General features: G+C 66.8%; 19 protein-coding genes and 1 pseudogene. 9 read left to right on the plus strand and 11 right to left on the minus strand.

Going from position 1 to position 16,449, the window contains the following annotated elements; all coding sequences use genetic code 11:
- Nucleotides 1-2 precede the first annotated feature (2 nt).
- Entirely contained in the window at nt 3-866 is an 864-nt protein-coding gene (locus AC0OLQ_RS24145; RefSeq protein ID WP_484528173.1) for an IS5 family transposase, read from the minus strand.
- A gap of 975 nt (nt 867-1,841) precedes the next feature.
- Between AC0OLQ_RS24145 and AC0OLQ_RS24150 the strand changes: the two genes are divergently transcribed.
- Both AC0OLQ_RS24150 and AC0OLQ_RS24155 read left to right on the plus strand, forming a co-directional pair.
- Entirely contained in the window at nt 1,842-2,252 is a 411-nt protein-coding gene (locus AC0OLQ_RS24150; protein WP_484528174.1) for a GNAT family N-acetyltransferase, read from the plus strand.
- Nucleotides 2,253-2,363: 111 nt separating this feature from the next.
- Complete coding sequence (locus AC0OLQ_RS24155; RefSeq protein WP_357344510.1) at nt 2,364-2,768, plus strand: YybH family protein; 405 nt, start codon at nt 2,364-2,366, stop codon at nt 2,766-2,768.
- Nucleotides 2,769-3,206: 438 nt separating this feature from the next.
- Here the strand turns inward: AC0OLQ_RS24155 and AC0OLQ_RS24160 are convergent, their stop codons facing one another.
- The 3 genes from AC0OLQ_RS24160 to AC0OLQ_RS24170 all read right to left on the minus strand — a co-directional run bounded on the left by AC0OLQ_RS24160 (nt 3,207) and on the right by AC0OLQ_RS24170 (nt 5,689).
- Nucleotides 3,207-4,490 carry an IS110 family RNA-guided transposase gene (locus tag AC0OLQ_RS24160; protein WP_484527112.1) on the minus strand — a complete coding sequence of 428 codons (1,284 nt, stop codon included), beginning with the start codon at nt 4,488-4,490 and terminating at the stop codon, nt 3,207-3,209.
- A gap of 133 nt (nt 4,491-4,623) precedes the next feature.
- The gene (locus AC0OLQ_RS24165; protein ID WP_484528175.1) at nt 4,624-4,983 is read right to left on the minus strand and encodes a hypothetical protein; all 360 of its coding nucleotides are present in this window, start codon (nt 4,981-4,983) and stop codon (nt 4,624-4,626) included.
- A 70-nt stretch (nt 4,984-5,053) separates the two neighbouring features.
- Entirely contained in the window at nt 5,054-5,689 is a 636-nt protein-coding gene (locus tag AC0OLQ_RS24170) for a TetR/AcrR family transcriptional regulator (protein ID WP_484528176.1), read from the minus strand.
- A gap of 136 nt (nt 5,690-5,825) precedes the next feature.
- On the opposite strand from AC0OLQ_RS24170, the gene AC0OLQ_RS24175 reads away from it, so the two are divergent.
- From AC0OLQ_RS24175 to AC0OLQ_RS24195, 5 genes are all read left to right on the plus strand, one after another.
- The gene (locus tag AC0OLQ_RS24175; protein WP_484528177.1) at nt 5,826-6,359 is read left to right on the plus strand and encodes a carboxymuconolactone decarboxylase family protein; all 534 of its coding nucleotides are present in this window, start codon (nt 5,826-5,828) and stop codon (nt 6,357-6,359) included.
- Between the two features lie 78 nt (nt 6,360-6,437).
- Nucleotides 6,438-7,259, plus strand: a complete 822-nt coding sequence (locus AC0OLQ_RS24180) for an isocitrate lyase/PEP mutase family protein (RefSeq protein WP_484528178.1) — start codon at nt 6,438-6,440, stop codon at nt 7,257-7,259.
- Between the two features lie 61 nt (nt 7,260-7,320).
- Complete coding sequence (locus AC0OLQ_RS24185) at nt 7,321-7,968, plus strand: nitroreductase family protein (protein ID WP_484528179.1); 648 nt, start codon at nt 7,321-7,323, stop codon at nt 7,966-7,968.
- 45 nt (nt 7,969-8,013) lie between these two features.
- Nucleotides 8,014-8,394 carry an MmcQ/YjbR family DNA-binding protein gene (locus AC0OLQ_RS24190; RefSeq protein ID WP_074311761.1) on the plus strand — a complete coding sequence of 127 codons (381 nt, stop codon included), beginning with the start codon at nt 8,014-8,016 and terminating at the stop codon, nt 8,392-8,394.
- Between the two features lie 44 nt (nt 8,395-8,438).
- Nucleotides 8,439-9,350: an NADP-dependent oxidoreductase gene (locus AC0OLQ_RS24195; RefSeq protein WP_484528180.1), complete on the plus strand. Its 912-nt coding sequence runs from the start codon at nt 8,439-8,441 to the stop codon at nt 9,348-9,350.
- A gap of 206 nt (nt 9,351-9,556) precedes the next feature.
- Here the strand turns inward: AC0OLQ_RS24195 and AC0OLQ_RS24200 are convergent, their stop codons facing one another.
- The 5 genes from AC0OLQ_RS24200 to AC0OLQ_RS24220 form a co-directional block, all read right to left on the minus strand.
- Entirely contained in the window at nt 9,557-9,949 is a 393-nt protein-coding gene (locus AC0OLQ_RS24200) for a TrmO family methyltransferase domain-containing protein (protein WP_484528181.1), read from the minus strand.
- Between the two features lie 126 nt (nt 9,950-10,075).
- On the minus strand, nt 10,076-10,504 hold the full coding sequence (locus tag AC0OLQ_RS24205; RefSeq protein WP_484528182.1) for a hypothetical protein: 429 nt from the start codon (nt 10,502-10,504) through the stop codon (nt 10,076-10,078).
- A 50-nt stretch (nt 10,505-10,554) separates the two neighbouring features.
- Nucleotides 10,555-11,391, minus strand: coding sequence for an ABC transporter permease (locus AC0OLQ_RS24210; protein ID WP_484528183.1), 837 nt, complete (start codon nt 11,389-11,391; stop codon nt 10,555-10,557).
- Nucleotides 11,388-12,377, minus strand: coding sequence for an ATP-binding cassette domain-containing protein (locus AC0OLQ_RS24215; RefSeq protein WP_484528184.1), 990 nt, complete (start codon nt 12,375-12,377; stop codon nt 11,388-11,390). The genes AC0OLQ_RS24210 and AC0OLQ_RS24215 overlap by 4 nt, the downstream gene beginning before the upstream one ends.
- Nucleotides 12,367-12,657 carry an antibiotic biosynthesis monooxygenase gene (locus AC0OLQ_RS24220; protein WP_484528185.1) on the minus strand — a complete coding sequence of 97 codons (291 nt, stop codon included), beginning with the start codon at nt 12,655-12,657 and terminating at the stop codon, nt 12,367-12,369. Before AC0OLQ_RS24220 ends, AC0OLQ_RS24215 begins: the two co-directional genes overlap by 11 nt.
- 35 nt (nt 12,658-12,692) lie before the next feature.
- Between AC0OLQ_RS24220 and AC0OLQ_RS24225 the strand changes: the two are divergent.
- Nucleotides 12,693-12,878, plus strand: a pseudogene (locus tag AC0OLQ_RS24225) (TetR family transcriptional regulator); the annotation flags it as partial.
- A gap of 432 nt (nt 12,879-13,310) precedes the next feature.
- On the opposite strand, the gene AC0OLQ_RS24230 reads toward AC0OLQ_RS24225, so the two are convergent.
- On the minus strand, nt 13,311-14,366 hold the full coding sequence (locus tag AC0OLQ_RS24230; RefSeq protein ID WP_484528186.1) for an SMP-30/gluconolactonase/LRE family protein: 1,056 nt from the start codon (nt 14,364-14,366) through the stop codon (nt 13,311-13,313).
- Here AC0OLQ_RS24230 and AC0OLQ_RS24235 point away from each other — a divergent pair.
- A complete protein-coding gene (locus AC0OLQ_RS24235) occupies nt 14,356-14,931 on the plus strand; it encodes a TetR/AcrR family transcriptional regulator (protein WP_484528187.1) in 576 nt (191 codons plus the stop codon). The two genes, AC0OLQ_RS24230 and AC0OLQ_RS24235, sit on opposite strands and share 11 nt — an antisense overlap.
- An 882-nt stretch (nt 14,932-15,813) precedes the next feature.
- Here the strand turns inward: AC0OLQ_RS24235 and AC0OLQ_RS24240 are convergent.
- Nucleotides 15,814-16,443 (minus strand): TetR/AcrR family transcriptional regulator, encoded by a 630-nt coding sequence (locus AC0OLQ_RS24240; RefSeq protein WP_484528188.1) that lies wholly within the window; start codon nt 16,441-16,443, stop codon nt 15,814-15,816.
- Between the last annotated feature and the right edge of the window lie 6 nt (nt 16,444-16,449).

Below are 16,449 nucleotides of genomic sequence, written 5' to 3' on the forward strand. Positions count from 1 at the left end.
GTTTAGATGTGTAGCGGTGTGTCCGTCTCGGGGTGGTCGTCGCGCCAGGATGGAGTCGTCTCGTGGGTCAATCGCCGGCTCATGTTGTCGATCATGGCCCAGTGGATGTGGGCTCGGGAGTGCTCTGGTGACGTCTCGTAATCGCGGACGAGTCGTCGGTGGAGCATGATCCAGCCGTTGGTGCGTTCGATGGCCCACCGCTTGGGCAAGGGTTGGAAGCCCTTCTGGCCTGGTGTTTTCGGCACGACTTGCACGTCGATGCCGTGGGCGGCGCCGCGGGCGATGGCAGTGGCGCGGTAGCCGGCGTCAACCCACACTGTGCTGATGTGACGGTGGGTCGCGGCGAGGCGGTCGATGACGTCACGGCCGGCGGCGGTGTCGGAGACGCTGGCGGCGGTGACGATCACCACCAGCAGCAGACCGAGGACGTCGGTGGCCAGGTGCCGCTTGCGGCCCTTGATCCTCTTGCCGGCGTCGATGCCCTGGCTGGCTTCGGGCACGTTGCTGCTGGTCTTGACGCTCTGCGAGTCGATGATCGCCGCGCTGGGCTCCGGGTCACGGCCGGCTGCCTGCCGGACCTTGCCGCGCAGCAGGTTGTGGATCGTCTCGGTGGTGCCGTCAGCGGCCCAGCGAGTGAAGTACGAGTGCACGGTCTTGTACGGCGGGAAGTCATGGGGCAGGTACTCCCACGCAATGCCGGTCCGGTTGACGTACAGGATCGCATTCACGATCTCCCGCAGGTCATGCACCGGTTTCTTCAGGCCCAGGCCGCCTTGAGCCGCCCGCCAGGCGGTCATGGTCGGTTCGATCAACGCCCACCTGGCATCAGACAGATCGGTGCGATACGGACGGCGAGGGGTCGTCATCCATCGATCATCAGGGCGCAAGATCCTCGACTCCAGCAAGGCAGCAACCAGCGTGTATCAGATCAGATCCACACGAGATGCCCTCTTAGGACCTCTTAGTCACCCATGTCCCGCAGCATGGCTTCCGCCTCTGACGGTGTGCCCCTGTCGACGTAGGTCGTTCGACCACCCGCCGTGAATGACTGAGTTACACCGTCTTGGAACACAAGCTGTGCAGCGGTCAGGGCGGCGATCATGTCCAACGGATCGACCGGCTGGCCATCGACAACGTTCCCCACCGGAGGGAACAACGTCCACCGAACTCTACTGACATCGTGCAAGACGCTGGCCGCCGCCATCTCGCAGCGGCTACGACATGTCGAACAACCAACTCGGAATAATCTCTAGCCGCGCTTTATGGACTATATCGTCCATTATACTTCCGCGGGGGAGGCATCCGCCGGATAGGGACGCACCGCCACAGCCGTCTGGCGCGCTGCTGGTGCTCCAAACCACCGATGGTCAGCTCGACTTGTCGACCGGTGCCACGCCTGCCTACTATGGACGTGATGGTCCGGTTGATATATCCCGGATCGCAGCGACCACGTCCTCACCGCGGAGAATCTCATCACCGGGGCACTCGCTGACGATGACGTCATGGGCGGGTACCACATCGAATCCACGGGCTGAGTGGAAGCACGGGTGGCAGCGGGATCGCGGCCGCCCGGCCACATGGGGAGGGGGCATGGCAGTGATCACACGCGACTTCGACGGCCGCAGACGCGACGACAACCACCTCCCGCCCGGCCAGTACCGCACGGACGACTTCCTGGTGATGTGAAGCGCAAAGAATCCGGTCAATCGTGGCGAACCCGGATGATGCCAACGTGTCCGACATCGGTCAGCAATAGTCCGAGACGCGATATTCCTGCCACTTCATCCGACCTGACTGGGCACTCCCAGGTCGCTGACCAGACGCGAGATTCAGGAGACAACATGGCGGGCAACGCCGAGGACATGATCACGTTGACCAGTGCCGAGCAAGATTTGGGAGGCTCGAACCTGTCGGGAGCCCTCGCGCCCGACGGGGAAGACCTCGTCATCACCGATAACAGTGAGCTCGGCATCTACGAGGCCGCGATTGGGGGCCGGACGGCCGCTGGGCTCGTCTACAGTAAGGCCGGGAGCCGCGTCGTACTGATGGCGACATCCGTGTTCCCCGAGTTCCGGGGGAAGGGAGTAGCGGCCAGGCTCATCGGCGGCGTCCTCGACGAGCTGCGCATGCAAGGAAAGACCGCCACCGTCACGTGTCCGTTCGCGGCAGCATTCGTCAATGCTCATCCGGAATATGCCGACGTTCTAGACCCGGCATTCCCTCGGTCGCATACAGCCGGGCATGGGCGTTGAGCACGCGTCGTCGCGTCTGAATGCGCGCCGACCGCGAAGAAGGTTCAGCCCACTGGACGAGGCCGTCCAGTTGTGGCCGGACCGTTCCACCAACAGGAACAGGGGGCCGAAATGTCTGAATCCTATCCACTCGCCACTGAACCCGAAGGCGTCGTCGCGTCGCTGATTGAGCGATTTAACTCCGGCAAGGTCAGCGCAATGATGGCCCAGTTCGAGCCGGGGGTCGTGTTCGTCGCTAGGGACGGGCGACCCATCACTGATCCCACTGAGATCGCTGCCCAACTCGAGCGCGATATCAGTCTCGGACTGCCGCTGAAGGCCAAGGCGCGTCATGTGTTCGTTGCCGGCGATATCGCCCAGATCGTGTTGGACTGGTCAATTGATGGCACAGGTCCCGACGGCGAGCACGTACACCTCGAAGGCTCGGCAAGTGATGTCGTGCGCCGCGGCGCGGATGGACGCTGGCGGTACCTGATCGACAATGCTCTTGGGACGATGGTGCGACAGCCCGCCTGAACACGTGGCGCGTGGTGGAACTACCCGTATCACGGAAGATTCGGTTTCCACCTCAAGCCTCAGGTGAACGGGCCGCCGGTTGGGTAATACCACTGCGCTTCATTGGTCGAGATTTTGGACCTGTGCGCCTGAATTCTCCGGGAGACGACGGAATCCCATCTGGTGCTGGCGGCTCCGGCGGCTCGCGTACGACGGCGGTACCGCCATGGTGGTGCTATCGATCGGATTTCAGCTGAAGGAACCAGATGCGGATCATCGGCGGCCGGTGTGGTCGACGGCGCCGAGGTTGACCACGTCCACAGCGCCGCCATGGGCGGCCACCTGCTCGCGGCACCACGACTCGCCATCCCGATGCTGACTCGAAAATCGGTGAGTGGGTGGGCAGGCGGCAGCACCCGGCGGAGCGCAGCGGAGCCGGGTCGGGTTGAGGGCTTCTGATTAGGCGATGGCTGGTTGCGGTGGGGGCTGGAGATCGACTTTCTGGCCGGTGAGCTGTTCGAGCTGACGGATGAGATCACGTTGACGGCGCTGCTTGCTGATCCTCGACTCGTGGAAGCCGGGGCCCAGGTCCTGGTAACGGGCGTCGGGGTCGGTGAGCAGGTGCCAGACGATGGTCAGTACTGAGTTGCCGGCTGCGACGATCGCCCGTTTCTTGCCTCGTCGGCGGGCCAGGCGACGGTAGCGTTCGCCGAGGAAGGTGCTGGTGCGGGACAGCCCGGCGACGACCTCGCCGAGGGTGGCGGCCAGCCAGGGGTTGCCCTTGCCGGTGGAGTTGGCCTTCTTGCGGCCGGCGGACTGGGCGTCGATGGGGCTGAACTTCGCCCAGGACACCAGATGCGCGGCGGTGGGGAAGACGGTCATGTCCACGCCGATCTCGGCGATGATCTCCTGGGCGGATTGCACGCCGATGCCGGTGACCTCATCCAGCTTCTCCACCACCGCTGCGAAAGGGGCGATCATCGCCTCGATCCGGGCGTCCAGGTCGGCGATGTCGGCCGCGAGGGCATCGATGCGGCGCAGCATGGTGGCGCAGATGAACGCGTGATGCTCGTCGAAGTGGCCGGTCAACGCCTCCCGCAGCTGAGGGATCTTGCGGCGCATCGAACCGTGGGCCATCTCCGCGAGGACCTTCGGGTCCCGTTGGCCGTCGATCATTGCCTGCAGCATCTGCCGACCAGAAACCCCGTGCAGGTCGCTGATGACGGAGTCCAGCTTGATCTGCGCGTCTTCGAGGGTCTTCTCCAGACGTTGCTTTTCCCTGGTCTGCTCGCGTACCAGACTGCGCCGGTAGCGGGTCACGTCCCGCAGCTGCCGGATCGGCTTGGGGTGCACCAGGCTGGGCCGGCACATCCCGCGTTCGACGACCTTGGCCAGCCACACCGCGTCGAGCCGATCGGTCTTCGGCCGACCGGGCACGTTCTTGACGTGTTTGGCGTTGAGCAGCCAGCACTCGAAGCCTTCTGCCTCGAGCAGGTAGAACACCGGCTTCCAGTAGTCCGACGTGGCCTCCATCGCGACCAGCTCGACCCGCTCGACCCGCAGCCAGTCCGCTAACTCCAGCAACGCCGGCATCACCGTCGCGTACTCGCGTATCTCCTGCACCCGTCGATCCGGCCTGGTGTCATGCGGCACCCGCACACACGCCACCAGACCCGCCTTGCCGATGTCGATCGCGCAGACCCGCGCCACGACCTGGACCGGTTCTTCAGTGATCTCCTCCACGGGCACCACCCTTCGTTGCCGGGCATCCACCAGGCGGTCACCCGCGGAAGCATTGCGGGGAAGGACAGAGGCGGACTCGCGTGCTCAAAGCAACAATGCAGGGCCCCTAGATCACGCTTCCAGCGTCAGACTCCTATACGGCATCAAGATGCCAAGCATCAACGACGTCGGCGGGCGACCACCCCAGATTTTCACGCACGGCACGGGCGTCACGACAGAGGCATCGGAGACTCCTAACGGAGGTCAAGTGGTCAGGGCGGTGAAGTCGGCGACCAGCCGCGGTGTAGACGTCGCGGACGATGTAGCGCTTGAGGCGGCGCAGGATTTCTTGCTTGCTGAGGCCTTCGGTGGTGCGTCGTCGCAGGTAGGCGCGGGTTCGTTGGTCGTAGCGCAGGCGGCAGAGCGCGATGGTGTGCAGGGCGTGGTTGGCGCCGGCGGTGGTGAGTAGTTGGGCGGCGACGTCGGGGCCGACGCCGCACGTCGCCCTCGGCATCGGTGTCGGGATGCGCCGATGATGGACGGCCGATCTAGGGAACTCGAGCGGCGGATTCGGTTCCAACTGCCTACGTGCCGTGTGGGATCGCGAAGGTCTCGATGTAGTCGAGAGCGGCTTCCAGGGCGTCCCTGAGGGGGGAGATCTCCCGGGCGACTTGTGCGAGGAGCATACCGCCCTGAAACGCGGCGAGGAGCAGGCTCGCGAGCTGCTCGGGGTCGGCCTCGTTGCTCAGACGGCCCTGCCGCTGCAGGCGGAGGAGCGCGTCGCGGAAGATCTCTCGCCACTGGGCGAACGCATCCGCAAGCTCATCGTGAACGTCGAGGTCGGTCTTGATGATCTCGCTGGCGAGCGACCCGAGGCTGCAGCCTTCGTGGTAGGCGCGTTCATACCCGATATAGAACGCTGCCCACTTCCGAAACCCCTCGAGGCTCTCGAAGCCATCGAACTGTTCGCTGTGATGGAGCCCGAGGACGCGTTCAGCCTGCCATTCGATCACCGCCAGGACGAGGCTCTCCTTGGTCGGGAAGTAGTGGTTGATCTGCGACCCGCTGACGCGGGCGGCGCGCCGGAGCTTGTCGTTGTTCGTGGCGTGGACGCCCTCGGCGTAGATGAGCGCGGCGGCGTGCTCCAGTATCCGGGCACGCGTCGCCTGCCCCTTCTCGGTGAGCTGGCGAGGCTCTGGCGCTGCCGTCGTGGACTTCATGCTTCACACCTTATCAAAAGTGGGCTTGACAGCCCAGTCTTGTGTAGTGTTATATCTAGCGAGTGGGCTGCGCAGCCCAAAACTTGACGGAGGTCGGTTACCGACCACCACCCACATGGACCGGAGCGGATTTCCCATGTCACGCCTGAACGTTCTTCCTGCCGAGGAGCCCTCCGCCGACGTGCGGGGCACGCTTGACCAGGTCGGAGCGCAGTTCGGCTTCGTACCGAACATGTTCACCATGCTCGCGTCGAACCCGACCGTCCTCGATCTCGTCATGACGGTGCAGACGAAGGCGAGCAGGCTCCTGGACGCGAGGACGCGCCACACGATCGCGCTGGCCGTGTCTGAAGCCGATGGCTGCGACTACTGCCTGGCGCTGCACACGGCCGGGTCCCTGAAGGGCGGCATGTCCGTGGAGGACATTGAGCTGGCGCGGGCGGGAAGCTCGGTCGATCCGAAGCGGGCTGCGGTGGCTCGCTTCGCCCAGCGGGTGATCGAGACGCGCGGACGGGTCAGTGATGCCGACCTCGCGGCCGTCCAGGGTGCCGGGTACACCGATCCGCAGATCTTGGCGATCGTCACGCTGGTCGTCCGGGCACTGCTGACGAACTACCTCAACAACGTGAACTTGACCGACGTCGACATCCCGGCCCCCCACCTCGCGTGAGCGCTTACCGAACTCGCGAGAACAGCGGCCTGACCGGTCGAACCCTCGCCCTGATCGACCGCACTGGAAAGGAACGGCATGCCCGGTTCTGAGCTCTATGAGAAGTTCATGGCACTGCACACCCGAGAAGGTGGCCTCGTCATGCCGAACGCCTGGGATGGCGTGTCGGCGTTGGTCCTGGCGGATGCCGGCTTCGAGGCTATCGGCACGTCGTCGGCGGCCCTGGCGGCCGCGCTCGGCCGCATCGACGGTCGCCACAGCATCACCCGCGACGAGCATCTCGACCACGCACAGCTGCTCGGCCGGCTCACGGGGTTGCCTGTCAACGGTGACTTCGAGGACGGCTACGGCGTCACCGCCGAGGACGTCGCCGTGACTGTGGACAGTGCCGTCGAGCACGCGCTGGCCGGCATCGGGATCGAGGACACCACCGGGAATCCCGATGACCCGATCCGCGACTTCGACGACGCGGTAGGCCGGGTTCGCAGTGCGGTCGCCGCGGCGAAGCGACGCATCGTCGTCACCGCGCGCACCGACAACTTCATCCAGGGGCGGCCTGACCTCGATGACACCATCCGACGGCTGACGGCCTTCGCCGAGGTCGGCGCCGACGTGCTCTACGCGCCGTTCCCGCCCGACCTCGAGTCCCTGGTCGCGATCGTCACCGCCGTCGCGCCGACACCCGTGAACGTTCTCATCTCGCCGGCGGACCAGGTGCTGACCGTCTCTGAACTGCAGAAGGCCGGGGTCAAGCGCATCAGCCTGGGCCCTGCGCTCTACACGCATGCGATGGGTGCTCTCGAACAGGCGGCCACGGCGCTCAAGGCCGGCGACATCGCCTCGGCCACGACAGGCATCAGCTTCGACCGGGTGGGCGAACTCCTCGCCCGCAAACCCTAGCCGCATCCGACTTTCACCATCTACAACCCCTCAACTCATCACGCACAGAAAGCACGATGACATGGATCTCGACAAGCTCATGAGCAAGCACCTCAGCCGGTATTTCGACGGCAGCAAGACGATCCCGGATGAGACTCTTCAGCAGCTGCTGAAGTTCCTGCGCTCGGCTCCGACGTCGACGAACATCCAGCCGAATCACTTCTACGTCGTGTCCACCCAGGAGGGCAAGGAGCGGCTGGCGGCCAACCTCGGCGAGCGGTTCCAGGACAACGCCGAGAAGGTCCTCAACGCCTCGCACACCATCATCCTCACCACTCGGGCCGATGTGCCCGAGCACCACCTCGAAGCGGTGTTCGCCAAGGAGCGGGCCGACGGCCGGTTCGCAGATGAGGCGAAGCACGAGCGGTGGGAATCGATGACTCGTGACTTCGTGAGCCTGCGCAAATACAGCTACAAGGACATCTACCACTGGATGGAGAAGCAGACCTACATGGTGATGGGTCTGACGATGATGGCAGCCGCCGAGCTCGGCGTCGAGGCCATGCCGCTCGAAGGCTTCGACCCGATCAGCGTGGACAAGGCCTTCAACATCCGCGCGACCGGACACACCACCACCGTGCTGCTCGCGCTCGGCTACCCCGACGAGGCGAAGCAGTACAAGACCCCGGTGTCGCGGTTCGAGCCCGAGCGTTTGTTCACCTTCGCCTGAGCGGCCCGGCCCGGGCGAACCGATCGCTAGAGGAGCTGATCAGCTATGGACGGACAGGAACTCCAGAAGGTCGCGAACGAGTACGCGACAGAGCTGCCGGACGTGACGTTCGAGCACCGTGTCGGCCCGAATTGGGAGCTGTACAAGGTGGGCGGCAAGGTCTTCATGCTCATGACCGACATGCCGGGACACCCCGTCGTGATCCTGAAGGCCGATCCGGACGAGGCCGTTGGGCTGCGCGAGCAGTACGCAGAGATCACGACCGGCTACCACATGGACAAGAAGCACTGGATCACGGCAGCAGGCGGGCCCAGCCTCGACGAGAATCTGGTGAAGGAACTCGTCACCGACTCCTACCGGCTCGTGGTCGACAAACTCCCGAAATCCAAGCGGCCCGTGGACCCGAGCACGAACCCGGCCGCCTGAAACCCGAAACACGCACGAACAGAATCAACACAGAAGGAAGAACCATGATCGGACTCGGTGTTCGAGCCGCCAACGGCGCCCTGGAGATCCTCGACCTTCCGAACCCCCGCCAGCCTGACGTGGGCGAGCTCGTCCTGGAGGTGGTCGCGGCGGGGATCGGGCCGTGGGACGCCCTGCTTCACACGGGCGGATGGGACGTCGGCCTCGTTCCGCCCGCGGCTCTGGGCGTCGAAGCCGTCGGCCGCGTCACCGCGACCGGCCCGGACGAGACCGAATTCCGCACGGGAGACCTCGTGCTGGTCCACGAGGCGCCCCTGCCAGGCGGCAGCGGCACCTGGGCAGAGCGCGTCCTAGTCCGTTCCGCGCACGTCGCACGACTGCCCGAGAACCTGGCTCCGGAGATTGCGGCGGCACTCCCGGTCGCCGGGCTCACCGCCCAGCAGGCCCTCGACGAGCTCCAGGTCGACGCCACCACCCGCCTGCTCGTCGTCGGAGCGTCCGGCCCCACCGCGTCACTGGCCGTGCAACTCGCCCGCCTCCGGGGCGCCGACATCGTCGCCGGTGCCGGGCCGGCCCGCGCCGATCAGCTCCGCGCCCTCGGCGCCAGCGAGGTCATCGACACCCACGCTGACGGTTGGGCGCAGAAGAGCGATCGCCGATTCGACGCCGTCCTCATCGCCGCGACAGGCACCGCCGAGGACGCGATCGGACTGCTCACCGACGGAGGCCGCCTCACCTCCATCACCTCGGACGCACCCGACCCGATTCGCGGAATCACCACCTCGAACCTCTACGTGCAGCCCGACGGACGTGCACTCGGCGAACTCGCGGCACTCGCCGCCTCCGGCGAACTGAGACTTGACGTCCAGACGACGCCAATCAAGGACGGCGCCGCGATCGCGGACCAGGTCGCTGGCGGCCGCTCTGGTGGGGTCAAGTACGTCCTCGAGTTCTGACGTCCGCGGTAGAAGGACGTTGCAGATCGTCCGACCTGATGGTGTTCGTGCGTTATGTGGGGCCAGCGCCTTCGTGGACACACCGCCCTTCTCCCTGCCCCTGACCATCGACGGCGACCGCATCACCGGGCTACACGTGCTGGCCGACCTGGAACGTCTCGACGGAATCATGCAGATAGTCCAGGTGCGGTCGCCCCTTCAGGGCCTCAGAGCACGAAGTACTCGGCCATGAGGCGCGTGACCCATGCCGGTTGCCGGACGGCGGCGGGTTGAAACTCGATCATCGTCGGTTTCAGGTCGATGACGGGTGTGCCGGTCGCGGCGTCGAGGCCGAGCACCTCGAGTGCCCGGCCGTCCACCGACGTGATCCTGCAGGTGGTCATGCCGATGCAGTTGGGGCGGTGGGGCCCGCGGTCGGCGAAGACGCCGACAGCCGGCAGATCCTCCCGGCCGCGTGACGGGCGGGGCCGGTAGTGGGGCCGTTCCGTGGCCCGGTCGAAGACGAAGAAGACGTCGACGTGGGAGAAGTCGCCAGGCCGAGCAGACAGTCTTCGCCGAACCGTGGGTCTACCGTGATGGTGCTGGTCACCGCTCCCCAATGATCGGTCACGGCGATGTCCGGGCGGCTGTTGCGAACGGTTCCGATTGGCTGCACCACGAATTGCATCGTCTGCCCTGCCCTTCTAGAAGAGCGGCCGTGTGGGCGGCCGGTGGTTGTGGAGCGGTCAGCGGCGTCCGGTGAGCCGTAGACCGTCGCGGATGTTGCCTGCCATCAGGGCGAGGCTCGTCGCGGCGGCGAGCACCTCGACTGTCTGGACGACGGAGTACGGGCCACCGAAGTCGCCGCGTGATGCGAACCGGTGCAGGGCGAAGGCGGCGGGAGCCAGCAGGAGCAGCCCGATACCGGCGATCAACGGCATCCGGCGTTTCTTGGCCCCGATCCTGGGGTCGGCCGAGGTTCCGGCCATGCGGAATCCGGTCGCCCCGGTGATGACAAGGGCGGGGACGAGGACGAGTTGTCCCCACAGCACAGCCTGGCGGACGTCGGCGCTCTGGTGTGCGTCGAGGAGTGTCGTGATGATCGCCGTGAGGACGAGCAGCGCGGTCGCGGTGACGGCTGTCGCGGCCGCGGCCAGGTGAAGGCGTGTCAGCATGGGGCGCGTTCCTCCTGCGGGTGTCCGTCGGGATGGGCGACGGTCGGGTGTCATGTCCGGGTGCGGTACAGGCGCATGGTCAACGGGCCGAAGATCGCCACGAGTAGGACCGCAGCGAGGAGCACGCCACCGATCTGTGTGGGTTCGGCGGTGCCCTGCATCAGGCCTCTGGCAGCGTCGACGAGCAGGCTGACCGGGTTGACCTCGACGAACGTTCGCAGCCATCGGGGCATGGTCTGGGGGTCGACGAACACGTTGCTGGCGAAGGTGAGCGGGAACTGCACGAGGAAGCTCACCGCCGAGATGGCGCTCGGCGTCCGAAGGACCAGCCCGAGCGTCGCCCAGACCCAGGACAGGCCAAAGGCGAACGCGAGGACGAGCGCGACCGCCAGCAGGACCCCGACGACACCGCCCTCGGGCCGGAAGCCCATGACGAGTCCGAGGGCGAGGACGAGTCCCGCGGCCAGGAGGTTGCGTCCGGCGTCGCTGATCAGGCCGCCGACGATGAGGGCCGGCCGCCAGATCGGCATGGATCGGAAGCGGTCGACGACGCCGGTGGTGATGTCGGTTTTGAGGTTGACTCCCGCGTAGACGGTGATGAGCAGGACCGCGAAGACCATGGTGCCTGGGAGGAGGAACTGAAGGTACTCGCGGGTCGAGCCGACCATTGCGCCGCCGAACAGGTACGTGAACATGACGGTGAACAGCACCGGGATCATGATCGCGTCGGCGAGCTGTTCCGGGACGTGCTTGATCTTCAGCAGGGCCCGCCAGGCGAACGTCAGGGACGCCGACACCGGACTGGCCCGCGGTGGCCGTGGCCGAGTCGAGACTGCGTCATGGAGTGCGTGGTCGATCGTGTCCGGCGTCGTCGGTGTCGTGGTCATGCTGCCTTCTTTCTGGCGTCGGTGCTGGCCTGGGGGCGGTGCCCAGTGAGGGCCAGGAACGCCTCGTCGAGGCTCGGTTGGCCGAGGGCGAACGTGGTGAGGTCGATCCCGGCCCGGGTCAGGTCGGTGAGCGCGAGCGAGGCGAACGTGGGGTCGTCCACCCGGGCTGAGAGCAGTCCGTCGTTGGCGTCGGCCTGGACCGCGACGCCCAGCGCGTCGGTCAGCCGGCGCGCGGCCTCGGCCCGGCGGTCCGGGTCGAGGACCTGGACCTGAACGGTGCCGGCGCCGACCGACGCCTTGAGCTGGGCGGGTGTGCCCTCCGCGACGATCCGGCCGCGGTCGACGACGGCGACGCGGTCGGCGAGGCGGTCCGCCTCCTCGAGGTACTGCGTGGTGAGCAGGACGGTGGTGCCCTCGCGGACGAGGGCGCGCACGATGCCCCACACCTGGTTGCGGCTGTGCGGGTCCAGGCCCGTCGTTGGCTCGTCCAGGAACAGCAGGTCGGGGGTGACGATGATGCTGGCGGCGATGTCCAGCCGGCGGCGCATGCCTCCCGAGTGGGTCTTCACGGTGGTACCGGCGGCGTCGGCGAGGCCGAAGCCGTCGAGCAGTTCGTCAGCGCGGTTCCTGGCCTGGGCACGGCTGAAGCCGAGGAGTCGGGCGAGGATCGTGAGGTTCTCGACTGCGGTCAGTTCCTCGTCGATCGTGGCGAACTGGCCGGTCAGACTGATCCGGTCGCGGACGCGGTTGGCTTCGTGCACGACGTCGTGGCCGAGCACCCGAACGGTGCCGCCGTCCGGTCGCAGCAGGGTGGCCAGGACGCGGACGGTGGTCGTCTTGCCCGCCCCGTTCGGACCCAGGAAGCCGAACACACCGCCGGCGGGCACGGCCAGATCCAGCCCGTCCACGGCGCGGCGGGCACCGAAGACCTTCACCAGGCCGGTGGCTTCGATCGCAAGCTCGCCGCGCGCCGGGTCAGTGCTCATCGACCACGGCCACATCATCCGCAGTGACCGCACTCGCCAGCGAGAACGCAGCCGCGGTCTCCGGGAGGTCCGGCGCGATCCGGCGGGCCGCCTGAAGGTGTTCGGCGGAATCCCACCGCCAGATTCCGACCACGGTCCGTTCGTCGATCCTCCCAAGTCGTGCCTCAACGAGGCCCGGGGTCGCCGAGCGGATCGCGGCGACCAGGTCGCTGTGCCGGGTCCGCAAGGCGGCGACGGCACCGGGTTCGATCGTGAAGCGGGTGAGAGTGATGACAGACATGCCTAGAACCAATCTCTAGAAGGTGCCTCTAGTGAATGATTCTAGAGCTACGCTACAGCGGTGTCCAATGTCAAGCGCTGCAGAGGCGCAGCCAGCGAGCAGCAGAGACACGGCGGCACAGCCTCAATGACGCGCTCGATCTGTTCGTCGCCAACGGGTATGGCGCGACGAACCTGCAGGCGGTCGCCGACCGGGCGGGGGTCGCGATCCAGACGATCTACTTCGTGTTCGGGACAAGTGCAAGCTGCTCAAGGAGCTTGTCGACGTCACGATCGTCGGAGACGACGAGCCGGTCGCCACGATGGAGCGGCCATGGTTCCGCGCCGCCATGGCGGCGGAGACCGCCGACGCCCTGCTACACGCGCACGTGCGGTACGGGCGCCGCCCTGCGTCGTGTGTCGGCCATCATCGACATGGTCGCCACCGCGACGGCCCCCGACGCCGGGGTCGCGCAACAGCGGCCAGACGGCGAGCAGCCCCGGCTCACCGTGCGCACGGCCGTTGCCGAGGCTCTGGTCGCTAAGCCCGGAGCGCGGGACGGCGTCACCGCGGGGACCGCGGCTAACCTCTGCTCGTACTCGTGCGTTGGCGAGGCCGAGGTTGGGCAGGGTGAGCTGGACTTGGGAGTGCCGGTGAGGAGGTCCGGATGCCGGTCATGGCCGGCCGGCGCCGGGCGTCGGCGCTGTTGCGGTGAGCACTTGGCCGGTGCGGGCGGCGACCGATTCGTCCATGTGCTCGACGCCGCGGAACTCGGCCGCGAGGAGAAACAGGGTGGTGCGGTCTGGGCCGCCGAGCATGGTGGCGAAGATGACCTGGTCGTGTTCGATTCGGTCGGTCACCTTGCCGCCCTCGTGCACCCGGACGACGGCGCCCTGTGGCGAGTCGGCACGGCCGGTGGCGATGGCGACGTCGGCGGCGCCGGCCCAGATCGCGCCGTCGGCGTCCATGCAGATGCCGTCGGGTGCGAGGCCGTCGGCCCATGTCCTGCGGTTGGACAGGCTGCCGTCGGCAGCGATGTCGAACGCGGTCAGCCGCCCGGCGAACGACTCGGAGACGATCAGCGTTTTGTTGTCTGGCGTCACTACCATGCCGTTGGGGAATTCCAGGTCACCGGCGACCTCGCGCGCTGTCCCGTCCGGGGTGACCAAGGCGATGATCCCGGACTCCGGTGGTGCGCCTGCGCGGAAGCCGAAGCGGATGCTGTTGACGTAGATGTTGCCGCGGCCGTCCACGACAAGCTCGTTCCAGAACGGCGCCAGTCCGCTGAGATCGGCGTGCCGGACCATCGACCCGTCCGGTTCCTGCCGCATGAGATCCTCGCCGGTAACCAGTAGGCGGCCGTCGGGCAGCCAGTCGATGGACCAGCCGAGGCCGGGCGGGCCGGACGCCGCGACCTCGCTGCTGCCGTCGGGCGCGACCGCGACGATCTCGCCGGTACCCCAATGGGCGAACCACAGCCGGCCGTCGTGCCAACGGGGTGACTCGACGTAGGCCAGGCCGCTGAGCAGGACCCGGGGCCGCGGCAGGGATGACGCCTGTGACATGAGAACCTTGCGCATCGACCGAGCGGAACTGGACGGTCTAGTACCGTACTCGCCTAGAACTGGACTGTCCAGTACTGTTGGCGGCGTGACAGAGACGACTACGGCATCCGACGGGCAGACCCGGACCGCGCGAAAGCGCCAGGCGATCCTGGACGTGGCCAGCACGCTGTTTCTGCGCGATGGCTACCTGGCCACCAGCATGGACCAGATCGCCGCCGCGGCGGCGGTGTCCAAGCAGACCGTGTACAAACAGTTCACCGACAAGCAGAGCCTGTTCCGCGAGATCGTGACCGGCACAGTCGAACTGGTCAGTGACCCGGTCGCACGCCAGGTGGCGAGTCTGCCCGACAGCAGCGACCTCGAGGCCGACTTGCAGAAGCTGGCGCGCGCGCTGGTCTCCCAGGTGAGCCAGCCCCGGGTGATGCAGCTGCGCCGCCTGGTGATCGGCGAAGCGGGCCGGTTCCCCGAGCTGGGCCGGTTGTTCTACCAACGCGGTCCCGGGCGCACCATCGACGCGCTCGCCGCCGCCTTCGAAAGTCTCGCCGCCCGCAACCAGCTTCGGCTGGACGACCCGCAGCTGGCCGCCGAACACTTCAACTGGCTGGTGATGTCGATCCCCCTCAACCGGATGATGCTCTGCGGCGACACCGAGCGACCCGACCCCGCCGCCCTCGACCGCTACGCCGACGCCGGCGCCCAGGCGTTCCTCGCCTCCTACCGGCCCAACTGACGCGAACTCCCCAGCAGCCAGTCGGGTTCTGGCTGTCCCGGGTGCGCGGATCTGCGCACTACCGTGGGCCCGCAGGGTGGGAGTACACCCTCTACGGCTACAGCTTCACTGGCGCGATGTACTTGGAAAACGGTCTTCGTCAGCGCAGACACCACCGACCTCGCGTGGACGCTCGACGCGTCGCGAGCAGCGCAGCCTCTACTGCCGGCGGGACCACGGCGGCGTGGTCAGCCGTGGACTGCCCTGTGGTCGCTGTCGGAGGTCCGCTGGGCTGCTGCGACGACCGGCCTGTTCGTGCTAGGTCTGCTGGCCCACCTGTCCTCCGCACCAAACTGGCTTTCGTGGGCGTTGTATCCGCAGCCTGCTACGCGGCTGGCGGGTGAAAGTCGGGATGGGCTGGTTTGCAGGCGCTTCGGGCACCCAACGGGCGCGAGTGAGCATGATCGTGAGGCCACCCCGATGCTGGTATCCAGGCGCTACCGGATCGCCGATCGGTGGTGGCGTTTGGTGTCCGCTACGAGGCCCAGGCGACACGCCAGGACGCAACCACTGCCTTAAAGCGGGGCTTGCCGCTGCTCGCAGCCTCGGACGCTTCGCCGATACGCTCACACGTCGGCCATCGGCTTGACGGCTCCTCGCGCGACGAACCCTAGGCCTCCACCAGGTACTCCATGCCATTGTGCGCGGAGCCACTACGACCGCGCTGCACTGCAGCGCTGCGTCCTAGACATATCCACGACGGGACGACAGATGGCGAGCGAGTATCTGGGCGGGGTGTGCGTGCCGTTGCTGATGTTGTGGGCGCGCAGGCGACTGGCGCGGGTGTGCGGCGATTGCGCGGGCCGGCGGAACGAGGAAGGCGGCTGACCGCTTGCGCTCGCGCTAATCGCATAGCTGCGCGTGCAGCGTGTGGTAGACCCACCGCTCCCAACGCTCCGGGGTCCAGCCTCGGTCACGGACGAACAGGAGATACACCTCCGGGCTCAGCATGCCGTAGAGCACGTCGGCGGCGTACTCCACCGACACGTCCGCCCGTGCGCCGGGTTTGGCTACGAGGCTGGCAGCCGCGGCGGTCTGGACCTCGAGGCGCGGATCCCTGTCCTGCTGCCACAGGCTGGCCAGGCTTGGGTCTTGCGCGCTGGCGGCGCGCAGGACGTCCATGATCGACGCGACCCGTTGAAGAACCTGGGAGGTGCCCCGCACGAGCGCCCCCAGATGCGCCTCGGTGGTGTCGGCTGCGAGCGCGGCCTGGAACCAGTCGCGCTGCATCGTGGGGATCGGCTCGTCGTCGCCGGCGATGGTGACGTCAACCAGCTCTTTGAGCAGCGAAGGCTTGTTGCCGAAGGCGAAGTAGATGGTTTGCACGGCGACGCCGGCTCGCTCGGCGATGCTCTGCAGCGTCGTGGCTCCGTAGCCCTGTTCGACGAACAGTTCGTACGCGGCTTTCAAGATCCGCCGCCGCGTCTGCCGTGACTTCTCGCCCTTCTTGCCGGTGCTCTTGACCAGTTGCATGCCTGT

Source organism: Micromonospora sp. Utrum1, assembly GCF_057197805.1.

What these genes read in the sequence shown, in the direction of transcription:
- AC0OLQ_RS24220 (WP_484528185.1), bottom strand. Translation starts at nt 12,657, where the DNA reads ATGTCTGTCATCACTCTCACCCGCTTCACGATCGAACCCGGTGCCGTC.
- AC0OLQ_RS24155 (WP_357344510.1), top strand. Translation starts at nt 2,364, where the DNA reads ATGTCTGAATCCTATCCACTCGCCACTGAACCCGAAGGCGTCGTCGCG.
- AC0OLQ_RS24145 (WP_484528173.1), bottom strand. Translation starts at nt 866, where the DNA reads ATGACGACCCCTCGCCGTCCGTATCGCACCGATCTGTCTGATGCCAGG.
- AC0OLQ_RS24215 (WP_484528184.1), bottom strand. Translation starts at nt 12,377, where the DNA reads ATGAGCACTGACCCGGCGCGCGGCGAGCTTGCGATCGAAGCCACCGGC.
- AC0OLQ_RS24180 (WP_484528178.1), top strand. Translation starts at nt 6,438, where the DNA reads ATGCCCGGTTCTGAGCTCTATGAGAAGTTCATGGCACTGCACACCCGA.
- AC0OLQ_RS24150 (WP_484528174.1), top strand. Translation starts at nt 1,842, where the DNA reads ATGGCGGGCAACGCCGAGGACATGATCACGTTGACCAGTGCCGAGCAA.
- AC0OLQ_RS24175 (WP_484528177.1), top strand. Translation starts at nt 5,826, where the DNA reads ATGTCACGCCTGAACGTTCTTCCTGCCGAGGAGCCCTCCGCCGACGTG.
- AC0OLQ_RS24195 (WP_484528180.1), top strand. Translation starts at nt 8,439, where the DNA reads ATGATCGGACTCGGTGTTCGAGCCGCCAACGGCGCCCTGGAGATCCTC.
- AC0OLQ_RS24190 (WP_074311761.1), top strand. Translation starts at nt 8,014, where the DNA reads ATGGACGGACAGGAACTCCAGAAGGTCGCGAACGAGTACGCGACAGAG.
- AC0OLQ_RS24170 (WP_484528176.1), bottom strand. Translation starts at nt 5,689, where the DNA reads ATGAAGTCCACGACGGCAGCGCCAGAGCCTCGCCAGCTCACCGAGAAG.
- AC0OLQ_RS24165 (WP_484528175.1), bottom strand. Translation starts at nt 4,983, where the DNA reads ATGCCGAGGGCGACGTGCGGCGTCGGCCCCGACGTCGCCGCCCAACTA.
- AC0OLQ_RS24240 (WP_484528188.1), bottom strand. Translation starts at nt 16,443, where the DNA reads ATGCAACTGGTCAAGAGCACCGGCAAGAAGGGCGAGAAGTCACGGCAG.
- AC0OLQ_RS24205 (WP_484528182.1), bottom strand. Translation starts at nt 10,504, where the DNA reads ATGCTGACACGCCTTCACCTGGCCGCGGCCGCGACAGCCGTCACCGCG.
- AC0OLQ_RS24185 (WP_484528179.1), top strand. Translation starts at nt 7,321, where the DNA reads ATGGATCTCGACAAGCTCATGAGCAAGCACCTCAGCCGGTATTTCGAC.
- AC0OLQ_RS24210 (WP_484528183.1), bottom strand. Translation starts at nt 11,391, where the DNA reads ATGACCACGACACCGACGACGCCGGACACGATCGACCACGCACTCCAT.